Consider the following 21,897-nt stretch of genomic DNA (forward strand, 5'->3'; position numbering starts at 1 on the left):
GGTGGAGTCGACGATGGCAACCCCGGTACTGATCGACACGGACATGGGGGTGGACGACGCGGTAGCAGTCGCACTGGCCCTCCGCTCGGACGCCATCGACCTCGTGGGCGTGGCCAGCGTTGAGGGCAACGTGCCGCTGGCCCAGGCCACGGTCAACGTGGCGCGGCTGTTGACCGCCTTGAGATTGCACAAGTGGCCCCCGATCGCCCGCGGACTGGCCCAGGTCGCCCCCGGTCTGGAGTACTCCGCCCACGTCCATGGTCCGGATGGCATGGGCAACCTGGATCTCGCCACCCCCGAGGCGTTTGCGCCCTGTGGCTATGTCGAGCTGTACAGGCAACTCATCGGCCAATACGGCAAGTCCCTGGCCATCCTCGCCATCGGGCCGCTGACGAACCTGGCTGCCCTGGTGCGGGAGAAACCGGACCTCCTGGTCGGGGCCGGTCAGATCATCATCATGGGCGGCGCGGTCTGGTGTCCCGGCAATGTGACCCAGGATGCGGAGTTCAACTTCTATCGCGACCCGGCAGCCGCGGCCACCGTGCTATCGGCCGGTCTGCCGGTGACGGTCGTCCCCCTCGATGTGACCCGGCAGGTCCAGATGGATGAATCCCATGTGGCCCGGCTGTCGCGAAGCCGGTCAAGCACCGCGGAGTTGCTCGCGCGCATGATCCGCTTTCCAATGGAGCAATGTGTCGACGGCGGACGAGGGACGTTCTTCGTGCACGACGCCCTGGCCCTGGGGGTGCTGATCTGGCCGTCGCTGTTCATGCGGGCACGCATGGGCTTGGACGTCACCACGGACGGCAAGCAGGCGGGACGCGTGCGCCCGACCGTCGGCAAAGACAAAAGCCGACAAGTTGGCGTGGTCATCTCCGTCAATGTCGTGGACTTCCTCGAAAACCTGCTGGAGCAGCTCTGCCAGGAGCGGTTCGTCGTCTGAATGCTCGACCGCCCGAACGATACCATTGTGGCCGTCTCCTCTCCGCCGGGTGTCAGTGTACGCGGCGTGGTCCGGCTCAGCGGCCCGGAGGCGATCGCCCTGGCGAACACCCTGTTTGAAGGCGACCGAGGAGAACGGCTCCTCCAGGTGGCCGGCCATCATCGGCTGGAGGGTCACATCGGCCTGGATCGCGCCGCCCGCCTGCCGGCCGAGGCCTACGTGTTCCGTGCCCCTGCCAGCTACACGCGACAAGACATTGTCGAGCTACACACCGTCGGTTCGCCGCCGGTGCTGGCCGCCGTGTGTGACCGGTTCGTGACCCTCGGGGCTCGGTATGCCGAACCTGGCGAGTTCACCGCCCGAGCCTACTTCAACGGGGCGATGGACTTGACTCGCATCGAAGGCGTCGCGGCCATGATTCACGCCCGCACGGACTCACAGCTGCGGGCCTCGGAAGCCCTGCTGCACGGCGAACTGAGCCGCCGGTCGGCCGCCATGCGCGAGCGGCTGACGGATCTCCTCGCCTTGATCGAAGCCCGGATTGACTTTGCGGACGCGCCTATCGAGTTCATCTCGGACCCGGAGGTCCTTGCGGTCCTCGACCAGACGATCGCGGACCTGGCCCGGTTGCTGCGGGAATCACCGTCAATCGAACGACTCGGCATCCTGCCCGAGATCCTCATCCTCGGGCGGCCGAATGCGGGCAAGAGCACGCTGTTCAACCGGCTGACCGGCATGGATCGCGCTATCCAGTCCGCGGTGGCGGGCACGACGCGCGACGTGATCGCCGCCCCGATGCCCCTCGGTGATGTGGAGGTCATGCTCATCGACAGCGCTGGCTGGAGCGAGGACCTCAAGGAGGACATGCTCGAGGACCACCCGGACGTCCTTGCCCAGGGGGCAACTCAACGGGCTTTGAGTTCAGCGGACATGATCCTGCTGGTTGTTGACGCAATGGCTCCGTTCGACCCGGTGAACAGCCTGTTACTGGCCAGGATGGCTCGCCGGCCGGTCTGCATCGTCGCCAGCAAGATCGACTTGACCACCGATGGGCATCCGCCACCCTGGGTCAGCCTGGTTCCACCTGGTCGCCCGGTCATCACCGTCAGTGCCCATACCGGCCAGGGCCTTGAGGCCCTGCGTCAGGAGATACATCGGCTCGTGTTCGCCGACGTTGAGCCGCACGGTACGGAGCTCCTGGCCCTCTCGAGCCGACAGCGGTTGGCGCTGAGTGATGCCGGCGAAGCCCTGGCGCGAGCCCGGGCGATTTGCGGCCCTCACAATGCTCCTTGCGATGATGCGGAACTACTCGCCCTCGAGGTGCGTGAGGCGGTCAGCGCCCTCTCGCTGCTAACTGGCGAACTCGTGACCGAGGAACTGCTCGGTCGCATCTTCGCACGCTTCTGCATCGGCAAGTGAAAAAAACTAAGGGGCGTTCGCTTCGCGGTCGATATAACATGCAGCGTGCCGCGGGCGCGGCTGAAACAAAAAACGGAAAAATGTTTTGACAACCGCCGCTGTCCCGCTATTCTGGGCACCGCCAAACAGGAGATAGGTGCGATGGCCAAGAAGAAGGTTGCGAAGAAGAAAGTGGCGAAGAAGAAAGTGGCGAAGAAGACCTGCAAGAAGAGCCGCTGCTGCAAGTAGCGGCCTATGGAATGCTCATGACAACGGGGAGGTGCTCGCGCGCCACGGCGGCACCTCCCGCTTTTGTGCGCATCCGGTACCATCCGGAGCTCTCTTTCCGCTTCAAGCACTCCTTGCCCTACCCGCCAACGCCGAAGTCCGTGTTCTCCCAAAGTACTTCGATCGTGGGATGCTCGGCCAGCCAGGCGTATTCCTCGCGAAACCAGGCCTGGATGTCCGCGTCCAACAACCCTTCGCTCCGGCTGTTTGGCGTGAACAGGTTGACGCAGCCGAATCGGAACTGAGTCAGGAGAATGTCCATGTCACGGCGAACAAGGTCGCGTGTCTGGCCCTTGAAACCGACGAGCAGGCAGATGGTGTCGGTGAATCGGGCAACGTCCGCCGGCGACTCAAAGCGGATGTTCTTACCCAGGACATCGTTCCGCAGATGATCATCAAACGTCTCGATACCGATCTTGAGCCGTGTGGGTACGCCGAAAAAGGCCAGGGTCTCGGCGAAGCTCGGCTGGTATGCCCAGTAGGACTCGCAGATGAAATCGCGGATCCCCTTGTCGTGCAGCAACTCTCGAACGGCGCGTCGGACATCGATCGGCAGCTCCTGCACGCTGCCCGAATTGATCATCTCGAGCCGCGAGTACCGCCCGGTCACCTTCGCCAACTCGCGACTCGCCACGCTCCGTATCTCGTTCAGGTCGGTGGTGTTGTCCAGGATGTAGTCGCAGAACGTACAACGCCCCCAAATGCAGGGCAGACTGCGCAGCAGGACGATCTCGCGGGGCAACTTACCGGCGATGACCGCGTAGCGATTCATGGTTCCTATCATGCCACCTTGATCGATCATCCGCAAAGCCCGAGACCGCAGAGGGCCTGCTTGAGAACCGGACAACGGCGAGGTAGAATGCGGAACAGAGCATGAGTGGCGGTCCGGTATGCCTGTCATGCCAGCCCTAGCCAAGACGGCCTGCTATGCCACTGGAAACGCTTCTGATCAGCGGCCCTTCAGGGTGCGGCAAAACCACTGTCGCACAGGTTGTGGCCGACCACGTCCTCGGACGGTCGGTCCACGTCCTTCGCCTGCAAACCTCACTCGACAATCACACCAACAGCATTGAACGCGAGCCTCCGGACGATACGACGCCCAGCGATGGACGATGGGCCTCGGTCCACATCGTTCGCTATACGCGCGAGCGGATCTTCGAAACCCTGCCTGACGCCCTGCGGGCCGTGCGCCGACTCGACCGGCGAGGCTTCGTCATCGTCGAAGCGGATACCGACCCCTCGATCCGCCACGCTTACCCCTACGACTACCGGGTCTTCGTCATGTCCTCCCCGGTGGACATTCACGAGGTCTTCCGCGAACCGAAAGCCGCCGCCGTCGCCCTGCAGGAGGTGATGGAGGATACGGCCGCCTTTGCCGCGGAGATCTTCGGGCTCTTCGAGGGCGACCCACTGGACGATTCTTCGGGCGTCAAGCACCGGAGGAAAAAGGTCAAACCGAGGCGAGGGAGTGTCATCTCAAACCCGGTCGAATTCCTGGACGTCAACGAGACGCAAATCCACCAGTTCCTTCGCTCCCCCATCGGGGCGGAGATCGCCTCGCGCATTCAACTCCAGCCGGAGTTCCACGCCCTGGTCGAAGCCGACGTCGTCCTCGTCAACATGGGCCGGGTCACGGCTCCCGACGTGCTGGACGAATGCGTCCGGCGAATCGAGAAGCTGCTCAGCCGGATCCGCCACGACAGCCGCCAACACAGCATCCTCTACTGGGGCGACCTGACCTGCGACCGTGATCCGACCCGCTGTATGCTCATCGAGCGGCTCAAGACCCTCATTGGGAAGTAAGACCAGAACGCTGATACGCCGAAAACCGTCAGGGGCAGCGACAAGGGCTCGGGACCTGCCACGCGATCAGCACCACCACCGCCCAATCCAGCGAGAGGCACGCTCCAGCGTGAAAACGCATTGGCCCCTGTAGGCCGGGCAAGAGCTTGACCACCGGCCCCGGAAGTCAGGTCCGGGGGGCGGAGACGGCATCTCGCCTTGTCCAGACAGCATGCCCAAAGAAGAGGACCGCGGCAGTGAGTTGCCACGGTCCCTTTCTCAGTAGCCTGGAGGATGCTCCCCCGGAAGCCGGGGTTTCGGACCCGGCGAAGGGCCTCCGCTACTTGGCTTCGAACTTGATCGCCTCGCAGGGGCAGTCGCCAGCCGCCGCGATAATCTCGTCGCTGTGGGCCTGCAGGAAGGCCGCGTCCTTGGCTTCGGCCTTGACGGCCGCCACGTCGCCCTTCATCTCAAACACGTCCGGGGCCGACGCCACGCACGCCTCACACGAAGTGCAGTTGTCTGTATCGACCCAGACCTTGGTCACAGTCTTCGCCATCGGAAATCTCCTGGCATTACACGGGTGCGGCCACGGCCGCACCGAGCCAACCCATGAACCGGCACGCCTCACGGTGCCACGAAGCGTACAGCATAGCAAACGGCTCCGTGATGGCAAGTCCTGTCGGCGTTCAGATGCTCAGCGACCACTCCGTGAACGCCACGATGTACTTCAGGTTGAAGCACCAGCGAAGCAGCATCTTGATCGGAACGAGGAGCATCGCGGCCAGCAGGAACATCGTGATCGTGTACCGGGCAAGTCCCATTTGCGAGTAGGTCCCCCGAAAGGCAGTGCGCTTCAGCAGCCAGGGCGGGAGAAGGAAATACAGGGCCAGCAGACACAGTCCCGGCGTTTCGCGCAGGATACCGCTTGCCGCCCCCCCAAAGCCGGCTCCCGGCGGCGTCCGTCCTTGCCCGTGGATCCAGAACAACTCCGACAGGTTGACCTGGGCCGTCGACGCAGGCCGGTGAGGATCCCAGGACTCGAAGGGTCCGAAACAAGCCCAGTTGGGTCCACGGAGCACGGTTCCCACGATGATCGGCAGCAGCCAAAGCAGGACGAAACCACTCAGAAAGAGCGTTACGGCGAACGGCCGTTCCCGAAGGGTGTAGTAGCCGTTTCCGTTCGGGTTGCGATCCAGATAGGGGATTGCGCACAGGCCAAGGACGATCAGCACCGGCACCAGGACGCCTGCGATCCACGGATCGAAGTAGACGAGCAACTCCTGAAGCCCGAGGAAGTACCAGGGCGCCTTCGCCGGGTTCGGTGCCACATAGGGACTGGCCGGCGGTTCCAGCGGAGCGCGGACCAGGATGGACCACACGAGAAGCAAGGTCATGCAGATCAGCGTCGCGACCAGTTCGACGACCAGGAGGTGCGGCCACGTCAGTACCTGGTTGTCGGCCCGGCCCTCGAGGAGAGACAGGCCCTCTCGACGTCGTTGATCATTGAGCGCCGCTCGCCGCAGGCCGATCCACAAGCCGACAGCCAGCATGACGAGCAGCAGAGTGATGGGGACGCTGTCCGGCCGGCTGGCGGCGCGAAAGAAGACCGCGTCACACAGGGCGGCGATGTAGGCCGCCGCGACAACGGCGCCAAGGCAAGCTGCGATCGGTGGCCGTGTCCAGCGGCGGTACGTAATGAGGCCCGTAGCCAGCACCGCGACGGCCAAAGGGAACAGTCGCTGCGGTGCCGACAGCCAGTCGACGGCGCCGCGAATCCCCTCGGTTGCTGCGATGATCGGCAACACGTTGACTCCCATGTGCAGGACCAGATCGCAGGCTGCTCTATAGAGGCCCGCTGATCCCTCCATCCTTGCGGATCCGCCAGAAGTGCACAGCCATCAGCACCGTCGCGATCAAAGGGAGCGCAATACAGTGCAGAACGTAGAACCGCAAGAGTGCGGCCGGTCCCACCGACGATCCGCCCAGCAGCAGCGAACGGAGATCGGAGCCGGAGTGCACCAAGGGCACGTCCCCGACGGAAACCAGCCCGCTCCCCGGTCCCTGCGCCCCCACCACCGGCGCCGCCCCGGCCATGTTCGTTCCCACCGTCACCGCCCACATGGAGAGCTGGTCCCAAGGCAGCAGGTAACCGGTGAACGACAGCAGCATGGTGAGCACCAGCAGTACGACGCCAACGACCCAGTTGAACTCCCGCGGCGGCTTGTAGCTGCCGGTCAAAAACACGCGGAGCATGTGCAGCCAGACAGTAATGACCATCAGGTGGGCGCCCCAACGATGGATCTCGCGCACCAGTCCGAAGGGCACGTGCGATCCCAACGCGATGATGTCCTTATAGGCGTACTCAGCCGTGGGCCGATAGTAGAACATCAGCAGAACGCCGGTGACCAGCTCTACCAGGAACAGCAAGAACGTCGTGCCACCCATACACCAGGTATAGGTGACCTCCACGCCGCTGCGGCGAACCGACGGTGGGTGAAGGTGGAGAAACACGTTGCCCAAGACCGCCCGGATGCGCGTACTCGTGTCATGAGGTACGCCGTGGCGGAACACCGACTTCCAGATCTGAGAATCGCGCACCAATCGAGCCACTCGTACAATCCCTCGTGCCCCACCTAGATCCTATCCCGTTACGTGTGGGACCGGCATCTTGCCAGTCAAATGACAGGCCGGAAGCCTGTCCCAAACCTCCCGCAGAGATAGGCTCCTGAGCATCACAGCGACAGGAAGCTGCCCTGATCGCTCTTGCCGCCAAGGAACCGGCGGCTCCGATCGACCACCACCAGACCGTCCACCACGCTGACTCCAAACCGATCCATCGGACGTGGAGCCGGCCCCTCCGTGTTGGTGCCATCGAGGGCAAAGCCACTCCCATGACACGGACATGCGAATCTGCGTTCGCCGGGTATCCAGTTCAGGATGCAGCCCAAGTGCGTGCAGGCGGTGCTCAGGGCCACAAGCCGATCAGGGAGCCGCACCAGCCAGACACCGTCCTTCTTGCGGCGCTCATCGACCGTGCCGGCGGGCATGCGCGCGTAGGAGTCCACCGGTCCGGCGGCCACTCGCGGATCGGGCTCCTCCGAGGCGTTGGGAAACATGAATCGAGCGGTCGCCAGAGCCGCAACCGCGCCGCTGCCCGCAAGTGCGAGCCAGCCGGCGCCGGCCGCGGAGAGCACCTGCCTCCGCTCTATCCCGCGTTGACCGGCGTCAGGCGGGCTGCCGGGTCGTGGTTCCTGCGCGCTCATGTCTTCCTTCGTGCCAGCAGATAGCCCCACAAGAATGCCACGGACGAACCGATCGGGACGAACCACGGCCATGCCAGGGTTGCATACCGCACCTTGCCGGTCAGGGGATCGGTCTTCGCATCGAAGAAGCCGTAGTGACTGATGATGAGCATCAGGGCAATACCCGCCAGCAGGAGTACCGTTTGGGCTGGAGTTGCCACGACCGTCGCGCCCAACTCGTCGGACGCCTTGGCCGCAGGTATCCGCTCTCTTGCCTGGCTCCACATCCAGGTCATCAGCAGGACCGCGGCCCCCACCCAGCAGACGATATTCGCCCACGGCTCGTGCCAGACCAGGGCGAAAACCACGAACACGGACAAAGGAGCCGACCAGGTGTACCCGCGCGCGGTGATGTTGAACCGCATGAAGGCAAGCATGAAGCCTGCGAGAATCGCGCCTCCGGTGTAGCCGGCCATGGCCAGCGCCAGGTTCAGGATCTGCGGGAACTGCCCGGAAGCGAGATCGGCCACTTGAGCCATCAGGCATAGAATCAGGCCCCATACCAGGACGAGCACCCGAGACAGGTGGACCAGGCCCGGATCCTTCATCGCCGAGTCCAGCGAAGCATCCTGCCCCGCAGCCACCAGTCGGCGCCTTCGCCACGGCAGATAGAAAGCCGCCAGCGAGGTCTGGCTGAACGAGGCAACCACCGACACCAGCGTGGAGATGGCCGCCGCGAAGATACCCGCGATCACCAGGCCGCAGATGCCCGGCGGCAGTTGCTCGATGATGAACACCGGGAAGATGCGATCGCCCTTCTCGGCGACCAGTCTGGCCGCCTCGCCGGTCAGCGGATAGCGCAGATAGAAGGCGTACAGGGCGGCGCCGACCAGTAACATGATCAGGGCGATGACCTGACTCGAGGAACTGGCGATCACCGCCATCCGGGCGTCTCGTTGTCCCTTGCAGCAGAAGATGCGCTGAGCCATCATCTGGTCCGTGCCGAACGCGCCCAAGCCGCCCCACGTACTCGCGATGGCGGCCGTCCAGATGGTAAACTCCTTGGTCGGGCTGAGACTATAGTCAAACAGTGTAAACTTGCCCCACGGACCGGCCTCCTTGGCCCCCCACCCGACGCTCCAGAACTCACCCAGCCCGCCGGGCAGCTTGCCGATCGCGGCCGCCAAGGCCACGAAGGCCCCGATCAAGAAGACCAGGAACAGAATCACATCCGTCCAGATAACCGTAGTAATGCCGCCGATCCACGTCCAGACCACCGACAGGGCTCCGATGGTGTAGATCGACCAGACGAGCGTGCTCACGCCGGTTCGCTCTTGCAGCCCCCCAAAAACCGAGGGCCCGATGATCAGGTCCAGGATCAGGGCGGTGAGATACACGCGCGAACCTTGAGCCAACGACCCACCCAAAATGAACAGGCAGGTCGTGACCGATCGGGCCCGCTCTCCGAGCTGGTTGGCCATGTAGTCGTACGGGCTGTAGATCTCCCGTTCGTAAAAGGCCGGCACGAACACCAAGCCCACAATGATCTTCGCGAGGACCGATCCTATCAGTCCCAGTTGCAGATAGGTGAAGTTGCCGGTCGGGGCGCATACCACGGCGGGCACGCAGACAAAGGTCACCGCGCTGATCTCCGTGGCGATGTTCGAGCCGCACACCGCGTACCACGGCAGCTTCCGGCCACCCAGGAAGAAATCACGGATGGTTGCCTGCTTGCCGGCCATCAGCGAACCGATCAGCGTGGTCAGCACGAGGTAGGCGATCACCACCAGCCAGTCCAGCCGGGTGAACTGCCCGGACAGCGCCCCGGCTTGCCCGGCGGCCAGTATCAGTGCGTCGTGTCCCACAACTCTCTCGCTCGCAACAGGATTCGCCATGAGCCTCGCGAGCGTGGACTATACGAAGAACCCGCCTGCCGAACAAGACAAAGCCCGGCTTGTCCGAGGCACCGACCGACCCCTGTATGGGCAGGGAGGTGGACGCAAACCAGACTCCTGCTCACCGGCGGACGGATGTCGCCCGGAGCATCAGGGGGCCTTGGATGCGCCTTCAAGGAACTGATCGATCACTCGTATCGCCTCGCGCCGCCGGGAGGAACCGACCTGCGGACAGTTGAACCGAAGGATGTACCACAGGGCGTGCATGCCGTCGGCCATGCCGATCTTCTTTCCCTCGGCATACGTTCGTCCGTAATAGGAGATCGGCACCTCGTAGACCCGAGCCCTGGTCTTGGCCACGGTGGCGGTGATCTCGACCTCGAGGCCGAAGCCCTTGCTGGTTAGCGGGATCGCCTTCGCGATCGGCGAGCGGAACGCCTTGTAGCAGGTCTCAATGTCGGTCATGTTCAGGTTGGTGAACAGGTTGGAGAAGAAGGTCAGGCCCTTGTTCGCCAGGTAGTGGTAGAAATACAGCACCCGGGTCGCTCGCCGAACCAGGAACCGGCTACCGTAGACCACGTCGGCCTGTCCGGCCAGGATCGGGGCAATCACGAAGGGGATCTCGGCCGGATCGTACTCCAGGTCGGCGTCCTGGATGATGACCAGCGGACTCTGAACCTCGCTTAGCCCCCTGCGAACCGCTGCCGTCTTCCCTGAGTTCCGCTCCGTCCGCAACAGCCGGACCCGTGGCGAGCCGAACGACTCAACCACTCCCGCTGTGCCGTCGGTCGAACAGTCGTCCACCACGATGATCTCGCCAACACAGGCCAGTCCATCCACCGCCCGGAGGACCGTTCCCAGGGTACGCTCTTCGTTGTAGGCGGGGATCACGACGGCCAGCACGCGCTCATCCATGAGGGCATCTCCCACGTCAGCCGGGCGACAGGAACGGGCGTATTACCGCACGTCGGCCGGCAGATGTCAACCGGGCAGTCCAAGAAGCCACCGTGCCGACCCATCTTCCGTCTCGGCCTGCAACACCATCCAGTGGTCGGACAGAAGCACCCGCCGCTTCGGCTGTCGCAACGTCAGCCCTCCGCCGCTCGAGGGCCTCCTGGGACGGTCGATTGGTCTCGGCAGCCCCGCCCGGCAGCCTGGATGCCAAGCCATGCTCCGATCGGGAATCTCCCCAAGGGCGACCTGCTCACCTCTGCCCTCACACTTCCCGCTTCCACGGCATTGCGGCAAGCCTCGCGCCAGCATATACTTGGAGCCACTATGCGATGCCCCTACTGTCGCGAGATTAACCAGGACAAGGTCATCGATTCCCGTCTGAGCGAAAACGGTGAGGTCATCCGCCGCCGGCGGGTGTGCATTTCCTGCAACAAGCGATTCACGACCAAGGAACGCGTCGAACAGGACGTGAAGCTCATGGTCATCAAGCGCGACGGCAGCCGGGTGCCGTATGAACGCCACAAGATCCTGAGCAGCCTGCAACGGGCGGCCTACAAGCGGCCGATCAGCGACGAGGTGATGACCGGCATGGTCGACGCGATCGAGGACACCCTGTTCAAGCAGTATGACCGGGAGGTCAGCAGCCAGATCATCGGCAAGCTGGCCGGCGATCAGCTCCGCCACGTGGACCAGATCGCCTACGTCCGCTTCGCCAGCGTCTACCGCCGATTCCAGGACCTCGGCCAACTCATCGACGAGGCCCAGGAAGTCATCGAGCACCATGTGACCGACACACCTGGCCAGCAGAGGTTGTTCGAGTGAACGACCGAGCGAAAAGTCACCTGACACTCTAGCAGGCACCTTCAAGAGTCAGATTCCGCATGGGCGACCCGGCTTGGGCCCCACGAAATGCAGAGAACGTCATTCGTGGAACGTGCTTGCTGAGAAGGGCGGCATTCCGCCTGCACCCGGTCATCAGCGCGTCTGCCTCCGGTTCAATCCCAGCGTTTCGCGGGCAGCATCGGCAGGGGCAAGGACTCCGCCCGTCTCCCGGACATTGCGGCTCGCCACCCCCGCAGCAATCACAGCACCCGCGCCCATATGGCCTTCAGGTACCCGCTCTCTGGGCAATTGGCCATGATGGGGTGATCCGGGCCGGCGCCAGTCTGGTCGAGGATCTGGAGCGGGCGGCCAAGCCGGCCGGCGGCCGCCTTAACCATGCCCAGAAAGTCGTCCCGCCCCACCAGGCCGGAACATGAGCAAGTCAACAGCAGGCCACCCGGCTTCAGCACGCCGATGCCCAGCGCGTTGAGATCGAGGTACTTGCGCGAGCCTTCCTGATAGTCGTCGCGGCCGGGCACGAACTTGGGCGGATCGAGCACGACGGCATCGAACTGCCGTCCGTTGGCCTGCATCTGCCGCAAGTAAGTGAACGCATCCGCGTGGGTATGCTGGATTCGAACCTGGTTGAGCTTGGCGTTGGCCTTGGCCAATTCGATGGCCTCCTCGTCCAGATCGACGGCTGTCACCGAGGCCGCGCCACCAAGTTTGGCGGCGTAAATGCCGAACCCGCCCGTGTAGCAGCAGACGTCGAGCACGTCGAGGCCGCTGCACAACGCCCCCAACCGTCGGCGATTCTCGCGCTGATCGCAGAAGAAACCCGTCTTGTGGCCGGCCCGCAGGTCTACGCGAAAGCGTATCCCGTTTTCCCGCACCGTGATCGTCTTCGGAGCCAAGTCCGACGCTTCCGGCGGAACATGGAAACCCTCTAGCCGCTCGACCCGATCGTCTGCCCGGACGACAAATCGGCTGACGCCGGTCTGCTCACCCAGCAGCCGCTTGAACAGGTCCAGCCGGCGGAAGACGCCCAGCGAGAAGACCTCAATCGCGATCCAATCTGCGTACCGCTCGGCGATGAGGCCGCTGATCGAGTCCCCCTCGGCATGGACGAGTCGGTAAACGTCAGTGCCCAGATCGGAGCCGATCAGACGCTTCCGCCAGACAAGGGCATGATCGATCCGGGCGGCGAAGAAGGTGTCGTCGACCGGCTCACGGGCGTAGGAGATCATCCGCAGGGCAATCTGCGAGCGGTCGTGATAGAAGCCATGCCCGAACAGGTCGCCCTTCCGATCATAGACCACCACGACATCCCCCGGGCGAGCCTCCGGAGCGACTTGGTCAACCATCCGCCGATAGATGAACGGGCTGGCGGCCGCCGACCGCAGGCGGACCCAGGGATACGGGTAGTCCTGGCTGGCCGAAGCGGTGGGCTGGAACTCGTCCTTCGGCGGATTGCTCATCATCGCATGATCGGGTTTGACCCCACGCAATGCAAGACGCCAGTTGATCCTCCGCCGTCCCCGGCGATAATAGGCGGCATGAGTTTTCCAGGCGTTGACGAGCAGTTGGCAGTTCTGACACGCGGTTGCGAGCGGATCGACGCGCTGGACGAACTGAGGCATAAGCTGGCCGCCTCACAGAAGGCGAACCGGCCGCTGCGGGTGAAGCTCGGCCTCGACCCGACCGCTCCGGATATCCATCTGGGGCATACCGTGGTCCTTCGTAAGATGCGCCAGTTCCAAGACTTAGGACACAAGGCGGTCCTGATCATCGGCGACTACACCTCCCGGGTGGGCGACCCGTCCGGGCGGAGCAAGACCCGGCCCGTCCTTGACACCGACGCTATCGAGGCCAACGCCAGGACCTACTTCGATCAAGCTGGGCGGATCCTGGACACCACCGAGGGCAAGCTCGAGGTCCGGCACAACAGCGAATGGCTGGCCGGGATGACCTTCGCAGACGTGCTCAAACTGGCCGGGCAGATGACGGTTGGCCAGATGCTCAAGCGGGAGGACTTCCGCAAACGGTTCGAGACCGAAGTGCCCATCGGCGTTCACGAGTTCCTTTACCCGCTCATGCAGGGCTGGGACAGTGTCTGCATCCAGTCGGACGTCGAGTTGGGCGGAACGGATCAGACGTTCAACAACCTGGTTGGCCGCGACCTTCAGCGTAACGCCGGGCAACACGCTCAGGTGGTCATGGTCATGCCCATTCTGGTCGGCCTGGACGGCAAGGAGAAGATGAGCAAGTCGCTGGGCAACTACATCGGCGTGAGCGAAGCCGCCCACGATATGTTCGGCAAGCTGATGAGCGTTCCCGACGGATGCATGGCCAACTACCTCACGCTGCTCACCGCGGTTCCGGAGACCGAGATCCGGATGCTGTGCAATCCCGCCCAGACACACCCCATGGAGGCCAAGAAGCGGCTGGCGGCCGAAATCGCCGCGACGTTTCATTCGCGCGAGGCGGTCGATCACGCTCGCCACGAGTGGGAGCAGATCCATCAGAAGAAGGCCGCCACTGGCGAGCTGGTCGTACCGGCCGATACCCAGACGGTCGTCATCAGCCACGAGCTGTTCCTGGACGGCCGGGTCCCGGTCACCAAGCTCGCGGTGCACTGCGGTTTCGCGGCCAGCAATGGCGAGGTCCGGCGGCTGGTTGCGGAGAAGGGGATCCGTTTCAATGGCGAAGTGGTCGAGGACGCCGCCGGCTTGCTGGTGGTCAAGAGCGGCGACATCCTGCAGCGCGGCAAACGCAAGTTCGTCCGCCTGCAGGTGGACTGATGCAAGGCAAGAAAGACGCATGAAGCTCCCCGAAGTGCCATCACCGGAACGCTACGGCGGCCTGTACGTGTTTGATTTTGGCAATCAGGTGGCAATCGGATACACCGCCGACGAGATCGCCGTGCTCCTCGAGTCCGAGAAATACCGCCACGGCAAGGTCTACCGGATTCACCGGGCTCTCCCGGACGGGACGATGGAGCTGGCCGGTGTGCCCCACGAGCGGTTTCAGCTCGAAGACGGGATCCTGTTCTATCGCTCGACGAGCGAGGCAGCCCGAGCGGATTACGAGGCACTGAATCGACTGGCCGCTGCCGCCCCCCCACCGTGCCGGATGAAGGTCCAGCTGGCCCGCCTCGAAGGCGCGGGCCACTCGGAACTGACCGTGATCATCTTCCCGGCCGAGTTCACCCACGACGTGGCCGGATGGCTCGACCGACTGGGCTACGGTGGCGGCGACTACGTGGAAGGTGGTCCGAGCCAGGTGACCAGCTACTACGAGGCCGGGCCGGCCATCCTTGCCCGGCAGCAGCTCTGGCCGGCGGCCGACGATTCGCGGCCGGCGGAGGAAGTCCTGGCCACGACGCATCTGGCGGTGCAGCGGATACCGGCATGAGACGCAGACGCACAGGGTGGCTCTCATTCCTGGCGGACCTGGTGATCCGCATCCACCCCAACCGGCCGACCCGCGACGACGCGGATCGGCGGGCCAGGCGATTCGAGTATGGAACCGGCGCTTCCCGGCTGGGTCTCCGCATGACCGATTGGCTGAGGGCTCGTCTACGCCTTCGCTGGCTGAGACTGCGAAGCGAGAGGCGAGTGTGACCGCTATGCGGAAGCAGGAGGCAACATCCTTGTTCAGGCAATGGTCTCTTCGGTCTCTTCTTCTGGCGGATTGCTGACAGCTGGCCGCTGACAGCTCCTGATGAGGTTTCCCATGCCCAAAACATACGGATTCGGCGTAATCGGTGCGGGGATGATCGGCAACTTCCACGCAGAGGCGATCAAGCAGTTGCCCAATGCCAAGCTTGTGGCGGTGTGCGATGATGTGGCCGGCGCCGCCGACCGCTATGCGAAGAAACACGGATGCGCCGCAGTGACTGGTCTGGACGGAATGTTCTCGCGGTCCGATATTGACGTGGTCACCGTGGCCACGCCCAGCGGCACGCACGCGGACTTGGCGATCGCCGCGGCCCAGCATGGCAAGCATGCCATCGTGGAGAAGCCGCTGGACATCACCCTGGCGAAGATCGATGCCGCCATCGAAGCCCACGCCAAGTCGGGCACCAGCCTGGGCGGTATTTTCAACGGTCGGTTCCTGCCCACTGCCCGCCTGCTCAAGAAGGCGGTCGCGGACGGCCGGTTCGGGCGGATGACCTTCGGCATGGCCTACGGGCCGTGGTGGCGCGACCAGGGATACTATGACCAGGGCGGCTGGCGAGGCACCTGGAAACTCGACGGCGGCGGAGCCTACATGAATCAGGGTATTCACACCGTCGATCTGCTCCAGTGGCTCATGGGGCCGGTCCGGTGCGTCAAGGCCAGCACGACGACGATCGCTCACCAGCGGATCGAGGTGGAGGACACTGGGGCCGCGGTCATCGAGTTCGCCAGTGGAGCGATCGGCACCATGGCTTGTACGACCAGCATGTGGCCGGGCCATTTCCGGATCGTCGAAGTCTCCGGGACGGACGGCACGGTGGCCATGGCCGACCAGAGCTTCTTCTTCTGGCAATTCCGCGCCGAGAAGCCCGAGGACCAACAGATCCGGGAGAAGTACCTGCAGTTTCCCGCTGTCTCGATCGGGGCGGCCAATCCTTCGGCTGGCATGACGGCCGATGGCCATCGTGACAACTTCGCCTCGTTCCTGAAGGCGGTCGATGAGAAGCGCACGCCGGAGATCGACGGCACCGAGGCTCGAAAGGCCGTACAGACGATCCTGGCAATCTACGAATCGGCCCGCACGGGGAAGACGGTGACCCTGGGATAGTGCCCCAACACGTGTACTCAAGAACCGTTCTGGCATCGTGTCCGACAAGTTCCTATAATGGATTTGAGCAGGGTCGCCCTGTCGCCGCATCCCTATGTCACAGACCGGAAGGAGGCCGACCATGTTCTCATTCACTCGGGCTCTTCCTCTCCTCGCAACCGCGCTCCTGCCCACGCTGGTGCACGGCCAGGCATCGCTCCCCGTCGTCTACGTTCTGGACGCCAAGAGCGCCTGGCAGCAGGGGTGCTTTCCGCCCTGCAAGTGTCCGCTCGGACCGGAGACTCCAGTCACAGGCACTTTCAGGCTGGTATTTGAGGGGTTCAGCGACTGGTACGACCGTTACGCGGTGACCGACGTCGACTGGACCGTCGAGACCGCCGAGGGCAAGGTCCTCCACATCACCGGGTCTGGTTCCTACATTGTGGGTGGCGATTTCGTCCTCGACCAACGACTGATTCTCGACTTGTCGACCAACGGGAGCGCGTCCGAGCGATTCGACAGCGGCATGGTCATCGGCGGCGGCTTGCCTCGCATTGACATCACCGTCTCCATCAACCAGTTGTACTGCTACGACACCGTGATCCAGGTGATCGCCGCCCCTCAGGCCGTGCCGCCCGTGCTCTATCGGCTTGGGCCCAGGAGCACCTACCAGGAAGGCTGCTTCGGCATGTGCAACTGTGTCCTGTATCCTGAGTCGCGCATCACCGGCACATTCTTGCTCACCCTCGAAGACTCCAATCCGCTCTTCCAGACCTATGCGTTCGCTGAGGTGGATTGGCACAGCTTCGCGGGCACGCAGTCCCGGCACCTCACCGGCAAGGGCCTTTACAGGATCGGAGGCGAGGTGGCCCTGACGCAGCAGCTCGAGCTGGATCTCGCGATCAACGGCGACGGGCCCGAGCACTTCGACAGCGGCATGGTCCCCGGTGGGGCGAAGTTCCCGCTGATTGACATCCAGGTCACCATCGGCCAGCTGGTCTGCTTCGACCGGCCGATCCACGTCATCGGCGCGCCGGTTGTGGACTTCAACCTGGACGGCAGGAGCGACCGGGCCGACCTCGAGTGGTTCCTCAGCTGTGTGAGCGGGCCGGAGATCGGCTTGGGGTCCTTTGGATGTGCGGCTGCCGATCTGGATGCTGACCGCGACGTCGATCAATCCGACTTCGGTCTGCTGCAGCGATGCTGGCCGGAAGCTGGCGATCTCGTCGATCCCGCCTGTCTTGAGTAGTGTCCCCTTCATGGTTCCCGGGTATACACGCAGTCCGGATCGGCCGGTATGCCGGCTCCGGCGCGGCACTGTTCGAAGACAGCCAGGTCCTTCTGATTGGCCAGCCCGTCGTTGTCGAAGTCCGCGTTTCGGCAACTGGAGGCTTGTTCCAGCTCGGTGGCGCTGAGACACCGCTGCAGGACGCCGAAGTCGTCCATATCCACGTCCCCGTCGAAGTCGAGGTCGCCTTTTCGCAGCCGGGCCAGGAAGAGGGCATCGGTGGTGAGGATCGCGTCGGTCGAAGCATCGTAGGGGAGAAACACGCCGTTGCCGTCGTCGTACGGTGAATACGAGTCGCTCAGGATGAGCCAGTTCGTCGCCCCGCCGCAGGAGCCGCCGGTGAGGGCCGAGCTCTGACACAAGCCATAGAAAACCTCCTGGTAGAAGAAATCACGAATGGTGGTCGGGCCGCTCTCGATTCCTCTTCCCCGGTTATCTCGAGGGATGCCGAACTCCTCGCAGAGCAGCGGCTTCTTGAGAACGGTGTCGGTATCTTCCAGGTGCCGCTGGAAGTAGAGTCTCGATTTGTATACGGCTGACGTCGTGTTGCCGATGGGGTTCCAGCCCCAGTTATCCGGCCAGATGTGGCACGTCGCGAAGTCGATCGAGGCATGCTGATGGTTGTTGACGAAGTCCTGGCCGCTGGCTGCCATCCACGAATCCGTATTGCGGTTGGCGTGGCTGAGGCCGTAGAAGCCCTCGATGCCGGTGGTGACCATGTGGTTGGGATCCACGCTCTTGACCAATGCGCTCATCTCGCCGATCCAGGCGTTGAGATCAGCGGCCGCGCTGGCGGAGGACCTGGCCTCGTTGGTGAGTTCCCAGGCGAAGATAGTGGGATCATCGCGGTAGCGCCGGCCATTGACGGTGTTGACCCGGTTCACCAGGACCTGTACGAGGTCCTGGTACCATTCCCTGATGACTGGATCGGTATAGAACTTGTCGTGGTTGACGGAGCCGAATCGCCACAGGGTCCAGCGGTCCATGCCGCCGTAGTCGCCCCAGTTGTTGACCAGGGCGAGCACGACGCGGATTCCTCGCTGATCGGCGGCGGCGAGGGCCTGATCCAGGGCTTCGAGGGTGAGCGGGTCGAGGAAGTCGATGGGGCGTTCGTCGGGCGACAGCTGTCGCTGGGGTGCGCACTGCAGGCAGGCTCCGTTCTCCACGGCGTCCTGGAAGGCCCACGTGCGGACCAGGGTCATCCCTCGGGCGGCCATCTTGTCGAGTACCTCGTCCGGACCCGGTACGTTCCACCGGCGATAGGTCACCTGGTAGTAGCTGTTGGATCCTGCGAAGAAGACAGGTCGACCGTCGAGCATGAACTGGGTTTTGAGGCGGTAGACGAAGCCCGCGTTTTCGGCCTGTGCCGGGCTCGCGCAGAAGCCTGCGAGGACAACTGAAGTCAGGCAAACCCTCCGAACCCAAGCCTTTCGCATAGACTCCCCACCGCTGTGCATGGCGCTCACGAGGTGAGCACCCCCATTATACCGTCCGCGGGGTCTCAGGAACAGGCCGGCCGGTGGTTGGCTTTTCGGTCAGGTTCCCGTGCCGGCAAGGGGCGGGTTACTGTTCGGTGACTGCCACCCGGCCGAGGAGATCATCGAGGACCTTGGCTTTTCGATGAACGCAGAGCACGGTGTCGAGCACGTGCTCGCTGTGGTTGTCGCCGAAGATGAACACCAGCTTCCCGCTGCGGAGCAGGCCGTATTCGACCACATCGTCGATCACCAGTTTGAAGCGCGTCTGGGCGGTGGGATGGCGTTCCTGCTCGGCCATGTAGCCGCGATGGATGATGATCTCGTTTCGTTCGATGACCCAGAAGTGGAAGCGGGTCTGGATCCAAGCGATCGCCAGGTTGAAGAAGAGGACGAACGCGAAGGTGAAGTAGAAAGCTGCATTGGCGTAGACCCGGACGCTCAAGGCGTCGCCGATCGCGCGCCAGGCTCCGCCCTCGACATAGCGGTTGAGGAGGAAGATGGTTAGCACGAAGACGAGGATGCCGAGGGCGATGATGAGGAAGCCGCGCAAACTGAGATCGTAGAGCAGCAGGGTGAGATTGATCATCAGCACCAGCAGGAACAACAGCCCGACAAGGTGTAGCCACCCAAAGCCAGCATCGGGTGCTGGGGCGGGCTGGAAAGACATGATTCCGCCGCAGACCAGGGCCATGAACAGGGTTGGCAGCATGAGGATGATCTTGGGCCACGAGCGGATGATGAACCGGTCGATCCTGGGGCGGGATGCAACCTCGGTGTCGGCCATGTCGGGCTCCTTCCAAAGCGGGGCCGAAACCTGCCCAGCGGCAGTGGGCACGGTCGACCCCTCATTCGCCCCACAGTGTGCCCATCCCCAGGGATGCCGTCAAGCCCGTGGTGCCCTTGCGGTGCTGGCGGAAGCCACCGGGTTGACTCTGGCGACAGGGCAGGCTTTTCCGGCCGAGGCCGGCGCTGTTGGGGGTGTCCCATGCTCCTCTGCTCTTTGGAGACGGTGGGTATTGTCCGGCGGCGGCCCAGGCGTACCTACCGGTCGGCGTCCGGGCCGGCGGCCCCCCACCGTGACCGGGGCCCGATCGCCGCATCTACCTCCTTGGTATTCTTCAGCTCCAGCTTCAGCACTCCTTCCTGTGCTTCGAGGATGATCCGGGGCTGGCCGGGTTGGGCCCGGAACCGGCCCTTGCTCAACCACTGCCGGTAGGCAAAACCGTTGTGGCGGTACAGGACCGCACCGTCCTCCACGCGCTCGATGGGCGGCTTCTTCTCCGGCGCCCAACTCATCTCGAGGGCCCACGATGTCGGCGTTCCCGGTTCGGTCTGGAGGAGCATTCGTTCCGGCTGGCATCGCACGGTCAAGCGTCCCCCGCCGGTCAGCGGAACACTGATCTCCAGGGCGTCTTCTTCCTGTTCGGTCACCTCCGGCGTGCCGGTCGTCATCGGCAAGGTCTTGCCGTCTGGCGACACCCGGACCGGTCGGGCACCGGCCCGGGCTTCGCGTGTGCTCCAGGTGAAGCCGTCGATGACGGGCAGGGTATCGTAGACGGCGGCGTGGGTGGTGACCCGTTGGTTGAGGTAGCGTTCCGGGTAGTGTTCGTCGAACACATGGATATCGCGGATGCGCAGGCCGTTCTCGTCCCAGAAGAGATTGGTGCGGTAGAACCGGCTGTTATACCAGACGCTACCTCTTTCGCGGCCCTTCATATCATGCAGGGCGGTGACGGCGGTTGCGGGGGTTTGGGGGAAGGTGTTTTTGAACCATTGGCCGGACTGCCCGAGCGTCTCGACGCGGATTTGGCCGGTCTGGGAGAGTTCAGCCAACCTTTTGACCTGGTCGGTGAGGCCCTTTTCCATAGCCGGCCAGCCGAAGGAGTTCTCCTGGCCGGCCTGGGTATAGGCGAAGGCCAGGCAGGGTGTGGACGTCTGCAGGTCGAGGAACCAGCGGACCCACGCGGGCACTCCTCCGCCGCCGGTGCCGCCGGTGTAGACCGGTTCAAGGGTGACCACGCCCTGAGCGGCCTCCCCCAGGCCGTTGTCGTACTGGTCGATCGGGTCGCTGCCCAGCATGCGGAACACCGGCACAGGGATTTGGCGGATGGGGTCTTGAGCGGGCATATAGGCGTTGAGGCGGCTGGGGTAGTAGGCCTGATTCCAGTAGCCGCCCCAAAGCGTGTAGCCGTCCGTGCCGGTCTGATCCTTGCAGATGCAGGCGGCGGTGACTCCGTAGCGGTCGGAGAGGTAGGTCAAGGTATGAGCGTCGATCAGCCAGCAGCCCACGGAGCGAGGCCGGCGTCCAAAAGCATGCACAAACGCGCGCATGTACTCGTCGATGAGCTTTTCGCGCTCAGCGGGCGTGTAGCCGATGGTGAATCCGACATCGGTATGCCAATCCCAGGGGAATCGTCCTCGCCACTTGAGTCCGGCGGCCTCGACCTGGGGTTGGACGATTTCGAGCCAGGCTCCGATTTCATCGTCGCCGGTCAGTTCTTTTTTGAGCAACTGGACGAAGCGGTCTTGAATGAGGGCGTCGTATTGGATGAGGAACGTGGTTGGCAGGCCGTGCGTGTGGGCGAGGTGGATCTGGCGGACGACGGGCTCATAGAGATCGACCGGCTCGCGTGGTTCGACGCCGCGGATGAAGTTGACGATATTGACGATGCGGGGAGCCTTGGGTTGGGCGGCCGCGGTGGTGAGTCCGGCCACCACCGGGATCGAGAAGGCCCAGATCAGCAACCACATGGCGGGTCCTCCATCCAAAGACGCTGCAGGCGTTTGGTCGCGAAGTATAGCCGAAAAAAGCCGTTTTGGCGGAACGAAGCCGATTGAGTGGTCAGCGACCCGCTGTCCGCGGTTAGCCGGAGCGGCGGACGGCGATCTCTTTGGGGGCGAGGCCGCGGCGAGCCCCGGGGTAAGGCTATCAGGATTTCAAAGCGCCAAACGAAGCCAATTGAGCGACCAGCGGTCAGCAGTCGGCTGGAGCGGCAGACGTATTCGGCTGGGTTCCTCCTTCAATAACACGCCGCGT

At 63.7% G+C, this 21,897-nt stretch carries 20 protein-coding genes; 9 read left to right on the plus strand and 11 right to left on the minus strand.

Annotated features, from left to right (window positions below):
* The first annotated feature begins 13 nt into the window (after positions 1-13).
* Together KA354_07765 and KA354_07770 are read left to right on the plus strand one after the other, a co-directional pair.
* On the plus strand, positions 14-943 hold the full coding sequence (locus tag KA354_07765; GenBank protein ID MBP7934532.1) for a nucleoside hydrolase: 930 nt from the start codon (positions 14-16) through the stop codon (positions 941-943).
* Complete coding sequence (locus KA354_07770) at positions 944-2,362, plus strand: tRNA modification GTPase (GenBank protein ID MBP7934533.1); 1,419 nt, start codon at positions 944-946, stop codon at positions 2,360-2,362. It abuts the gene before it with no gap.
* Positions 2,363-2,708: 346 nt separating this feature from the next.
* On the opposite strand, the gene KA354_07775 is transcribed toward KA354_07770, so the two are convergent.
* Complete coding sequence (locus KA354_07775) at positions 2,709-3,401, minus strand: radical SAM protein (protein ID MBP7934534.1); 693 nt, start codon at positions 3,399-3,401, stop codon at positions 2,709-2,711.
* A 155-nt stretch (positions 3,402-3,556) separates the two neighbouring features.
* On the opposite strand from KA354_07775, the gene KA354_07780 reads away from it, so the two are divergent.
* Positions 3,557-4,432, plus strand: coding sequence for a hypothetical protein (locus KA354_07780; GenBank protein ID MBP7934535.1), 876 nt, complete (start codon positions 3,557-3,559; stop codon positions 4,430-4,432).
* A gap of 319 nt (positions 4,433-4,751) precedes the next feature.
* Here KA354_07780 and KA354_07785 read toward each other — a convergent pair whose 3' ends face one another.
* From KA354_07785 to KA354_07810, 6 genes are all read right to left on the minus strand, one after another.
* On the minus strand, positions 4,752-4,970 hold the full coding sequence (locus KA354_07785) for a ferredoxin (protein MBP7934536.1): 219 nt from the start codon (positions 4,968-4,970) through the stop codon (positions 4,752-4,754).
* Between the two features lie 130 nt (positions 4,971-5,100).
* On the minus strand, positions 5,101-5,895 hold the full coding sequence (locus KA354_07790) for a cytochrome C (GenBank protein ID MBP7934537.1): 795 nt from the start codon (positions 5,893-5,895) through the stop codon (positions 5,101-5,103).
* Between the two features lie 361 nt (positions 5,896-6,256).
* On the minus strand, positions 6,257-7,033 hold the full coding sequence (locus tag KA354_07795; protein MBP7934538.1) for a cytochrome b N-terminal domain-containing protein: 777 nt from the start codon (positions 7,031-7,033) through the stop codon (positions 6,257-6,259).
* 113 nt (positions 7,034-7,146) lie between these two features.
* Positions 7,147-7,677 carry a ubiquinol-cytochrome c reductase iron-sulfur subunit gene (locus tag KA354_07800; protein MBP7934539.1) on the minus strand — a complete coding sequence of 177 codons (531 nt, stop codon included), beginning with the start codon at positions 7,675-7,677 and terminating at the stop codon, positions 7,147-7,149.
* A complete protein-coding gene (locus tag KA354_07805) occupies positions 7,674-9,521 on the minus strand; it encodes a hypothetical protein (GenBank protein ID MBP7934540.1) in 1,848 nt (615 codons plus the stop codon). Before KA354_07805 ends, KA354_07800 begins: the two co-directional genes overlap by 4 nt.
* A gap of 180 nt (positions 9,522-9,701) precedes the next feature.
* Positions 9,702-10,466 (minus strand): glycosyltransferase family 2 protein, encoded by a 765-nt coding sequence (locus KA354_07810; protein ID MBP7934541.1) that lies wholly within the window; start codon positions 10,464-10,466, stop codon positions 9,702-9,704.
* 363 nt (positions 10,467-10,829) lie between these two features.
* On the opposite strand from KA354_07810, the gene nrdR reads away from it, so the two are divergent.
* Positions 10,830-11,327, plus strand: coding sequence for a transcriptional repressor NrdR (gene nrdR / locus KA354_07815; GenBank protein ID MBP7934542.1), 498 nt, complete (start codon positions 10,830-10,832; stop codon positions 11,325-11,327).
* A gap of 260 nt (positions 11,328-11,587) precedes the next feature.
* Here nrdR and KA354_07820 read toward each other — a convergent pair whose 3' ends face one another.
* Positions 11,588-12,808, minus strand: coding sequence for a class I SAM-dependent rRNA methyltransferase (locus KA354_07820; protein ID MBP7934543.1), 1,221 nt, complete (start codon positions 12,806-12,808; stop codon positions 11,588-11,590).
* A gap of 75 nt (positions 12,809-12,883) precedes the next feature.
* Here KA354_07820 and KA354_07825 point away from each other — a divergent pair, with 75 nt between their 5' ends.
* The 5 genes from KA354_07825 to KA354_07845 all read left to right on the plus strand — a co-directional run bounded on the left by KA354_07825 (position 12,884) and on the right by KA354_07845 (position 17,343).
* Positions 12,884-14,128: a tyrosine--tRNA ligase gene (locus KA354_07825; GenBank protein MBP7934544.1), complete on the plus strand. Its 1,245-nt coding sequence runs from the start codon at positions 12,884-12,886 to the stop codon at positions 14,126-14,128.
* Positions 14,129-14,147: 19 nt separating this feature from the next.
* A complete protein-coding gene (locus KA354_07830; protein ID MBP7934545.1) occupies positions 14,148-14,741 on the plus strand; it encodes a hypothetical protein in 594 nt (197 codons plus the stop codon).
* A complete protein-coding gene (locus KA354_07835) occupies positions 14,738-14,950 on the plus strand; it encodes a hypothetical protein (protein ID MBP7934546.1) in 213 nt (70 codons plus the stop codon). The genes KA354_07830 and KA354_07835 overlap by 4 nt, the downstream gene beginning before the upstream one ends.
* Positions 14,951-15,062: 112 nt before the next feature.
* Entirely contained in the window at positions 15,063-16,115 is a 1,053-nt protein-coding gene (locus tag KA354_07840) for a Gfo/Idh/MocA family oxidoreductase (protein MBP7934547.1), read from the plus strand.
* 121 nt (positions 16,116-16,236) lie between these two features.
* A complete protein-coding gene (locus tag KA354_07845) occupies positions 16,237-17,343 on the plus strand; it encodes a hypothetical protein (protein ID MBP7934548.1) in 1,107 nt (368 codons plus the stop codon).
* 8 nt (positions 17,344-17,351) lie between these two features.
* Here the strand turns inward: KA354_07845 and KA354_07850 are convergent, their stop codons facing one another.
* From KA354_07850 to KA354_07860, 3 genes are all read right to left on the minus strand, one after another.
* On the minus strand, positions 17,352-18,818 hold the full coding sequence (locus KA354_07850; protein ID MBP7934549.1) for a cellulase family glycosylhydrolase: 1,467 nt from the start codon (positions 18,816-18,818) through the stop codon (positions 17,352-17,354).
* 127 nt (positions 18,819-18,945) lie between these two features.
* Positions 18,946-19,644: a hypothetical protein gene (locus KA354_07855; protein ID MBP7934550.1), complete on the minus strand. Its 699-nt coding sequence runs from the start codon at positions 19,642-19,644 to the stop codon at positions 18,946-18,948.
* A gap of 257 nt (positions 19,645-19,901) precedes the next feature.
* Positions 19,902-21,611, minus strand: coding sequence for a hypothetical protein (locus KA354_07860; GenBank protein ID MBP7934551.1), 1,710 nt, complete (start codon positions 21,609-21,611; stop codon positions 19,902-19,904).
* Positions 21,612-21,897 lie beyond the last annotated feature (286 nt).

Source organism: Phycisphaerae bacterium (assembly GCA_018003015.1).
Lineage (GTDB): Bacteria > Planctomycetota > Phycisphaerae > UBA1845 > PWPN01 > JAGNEZ01.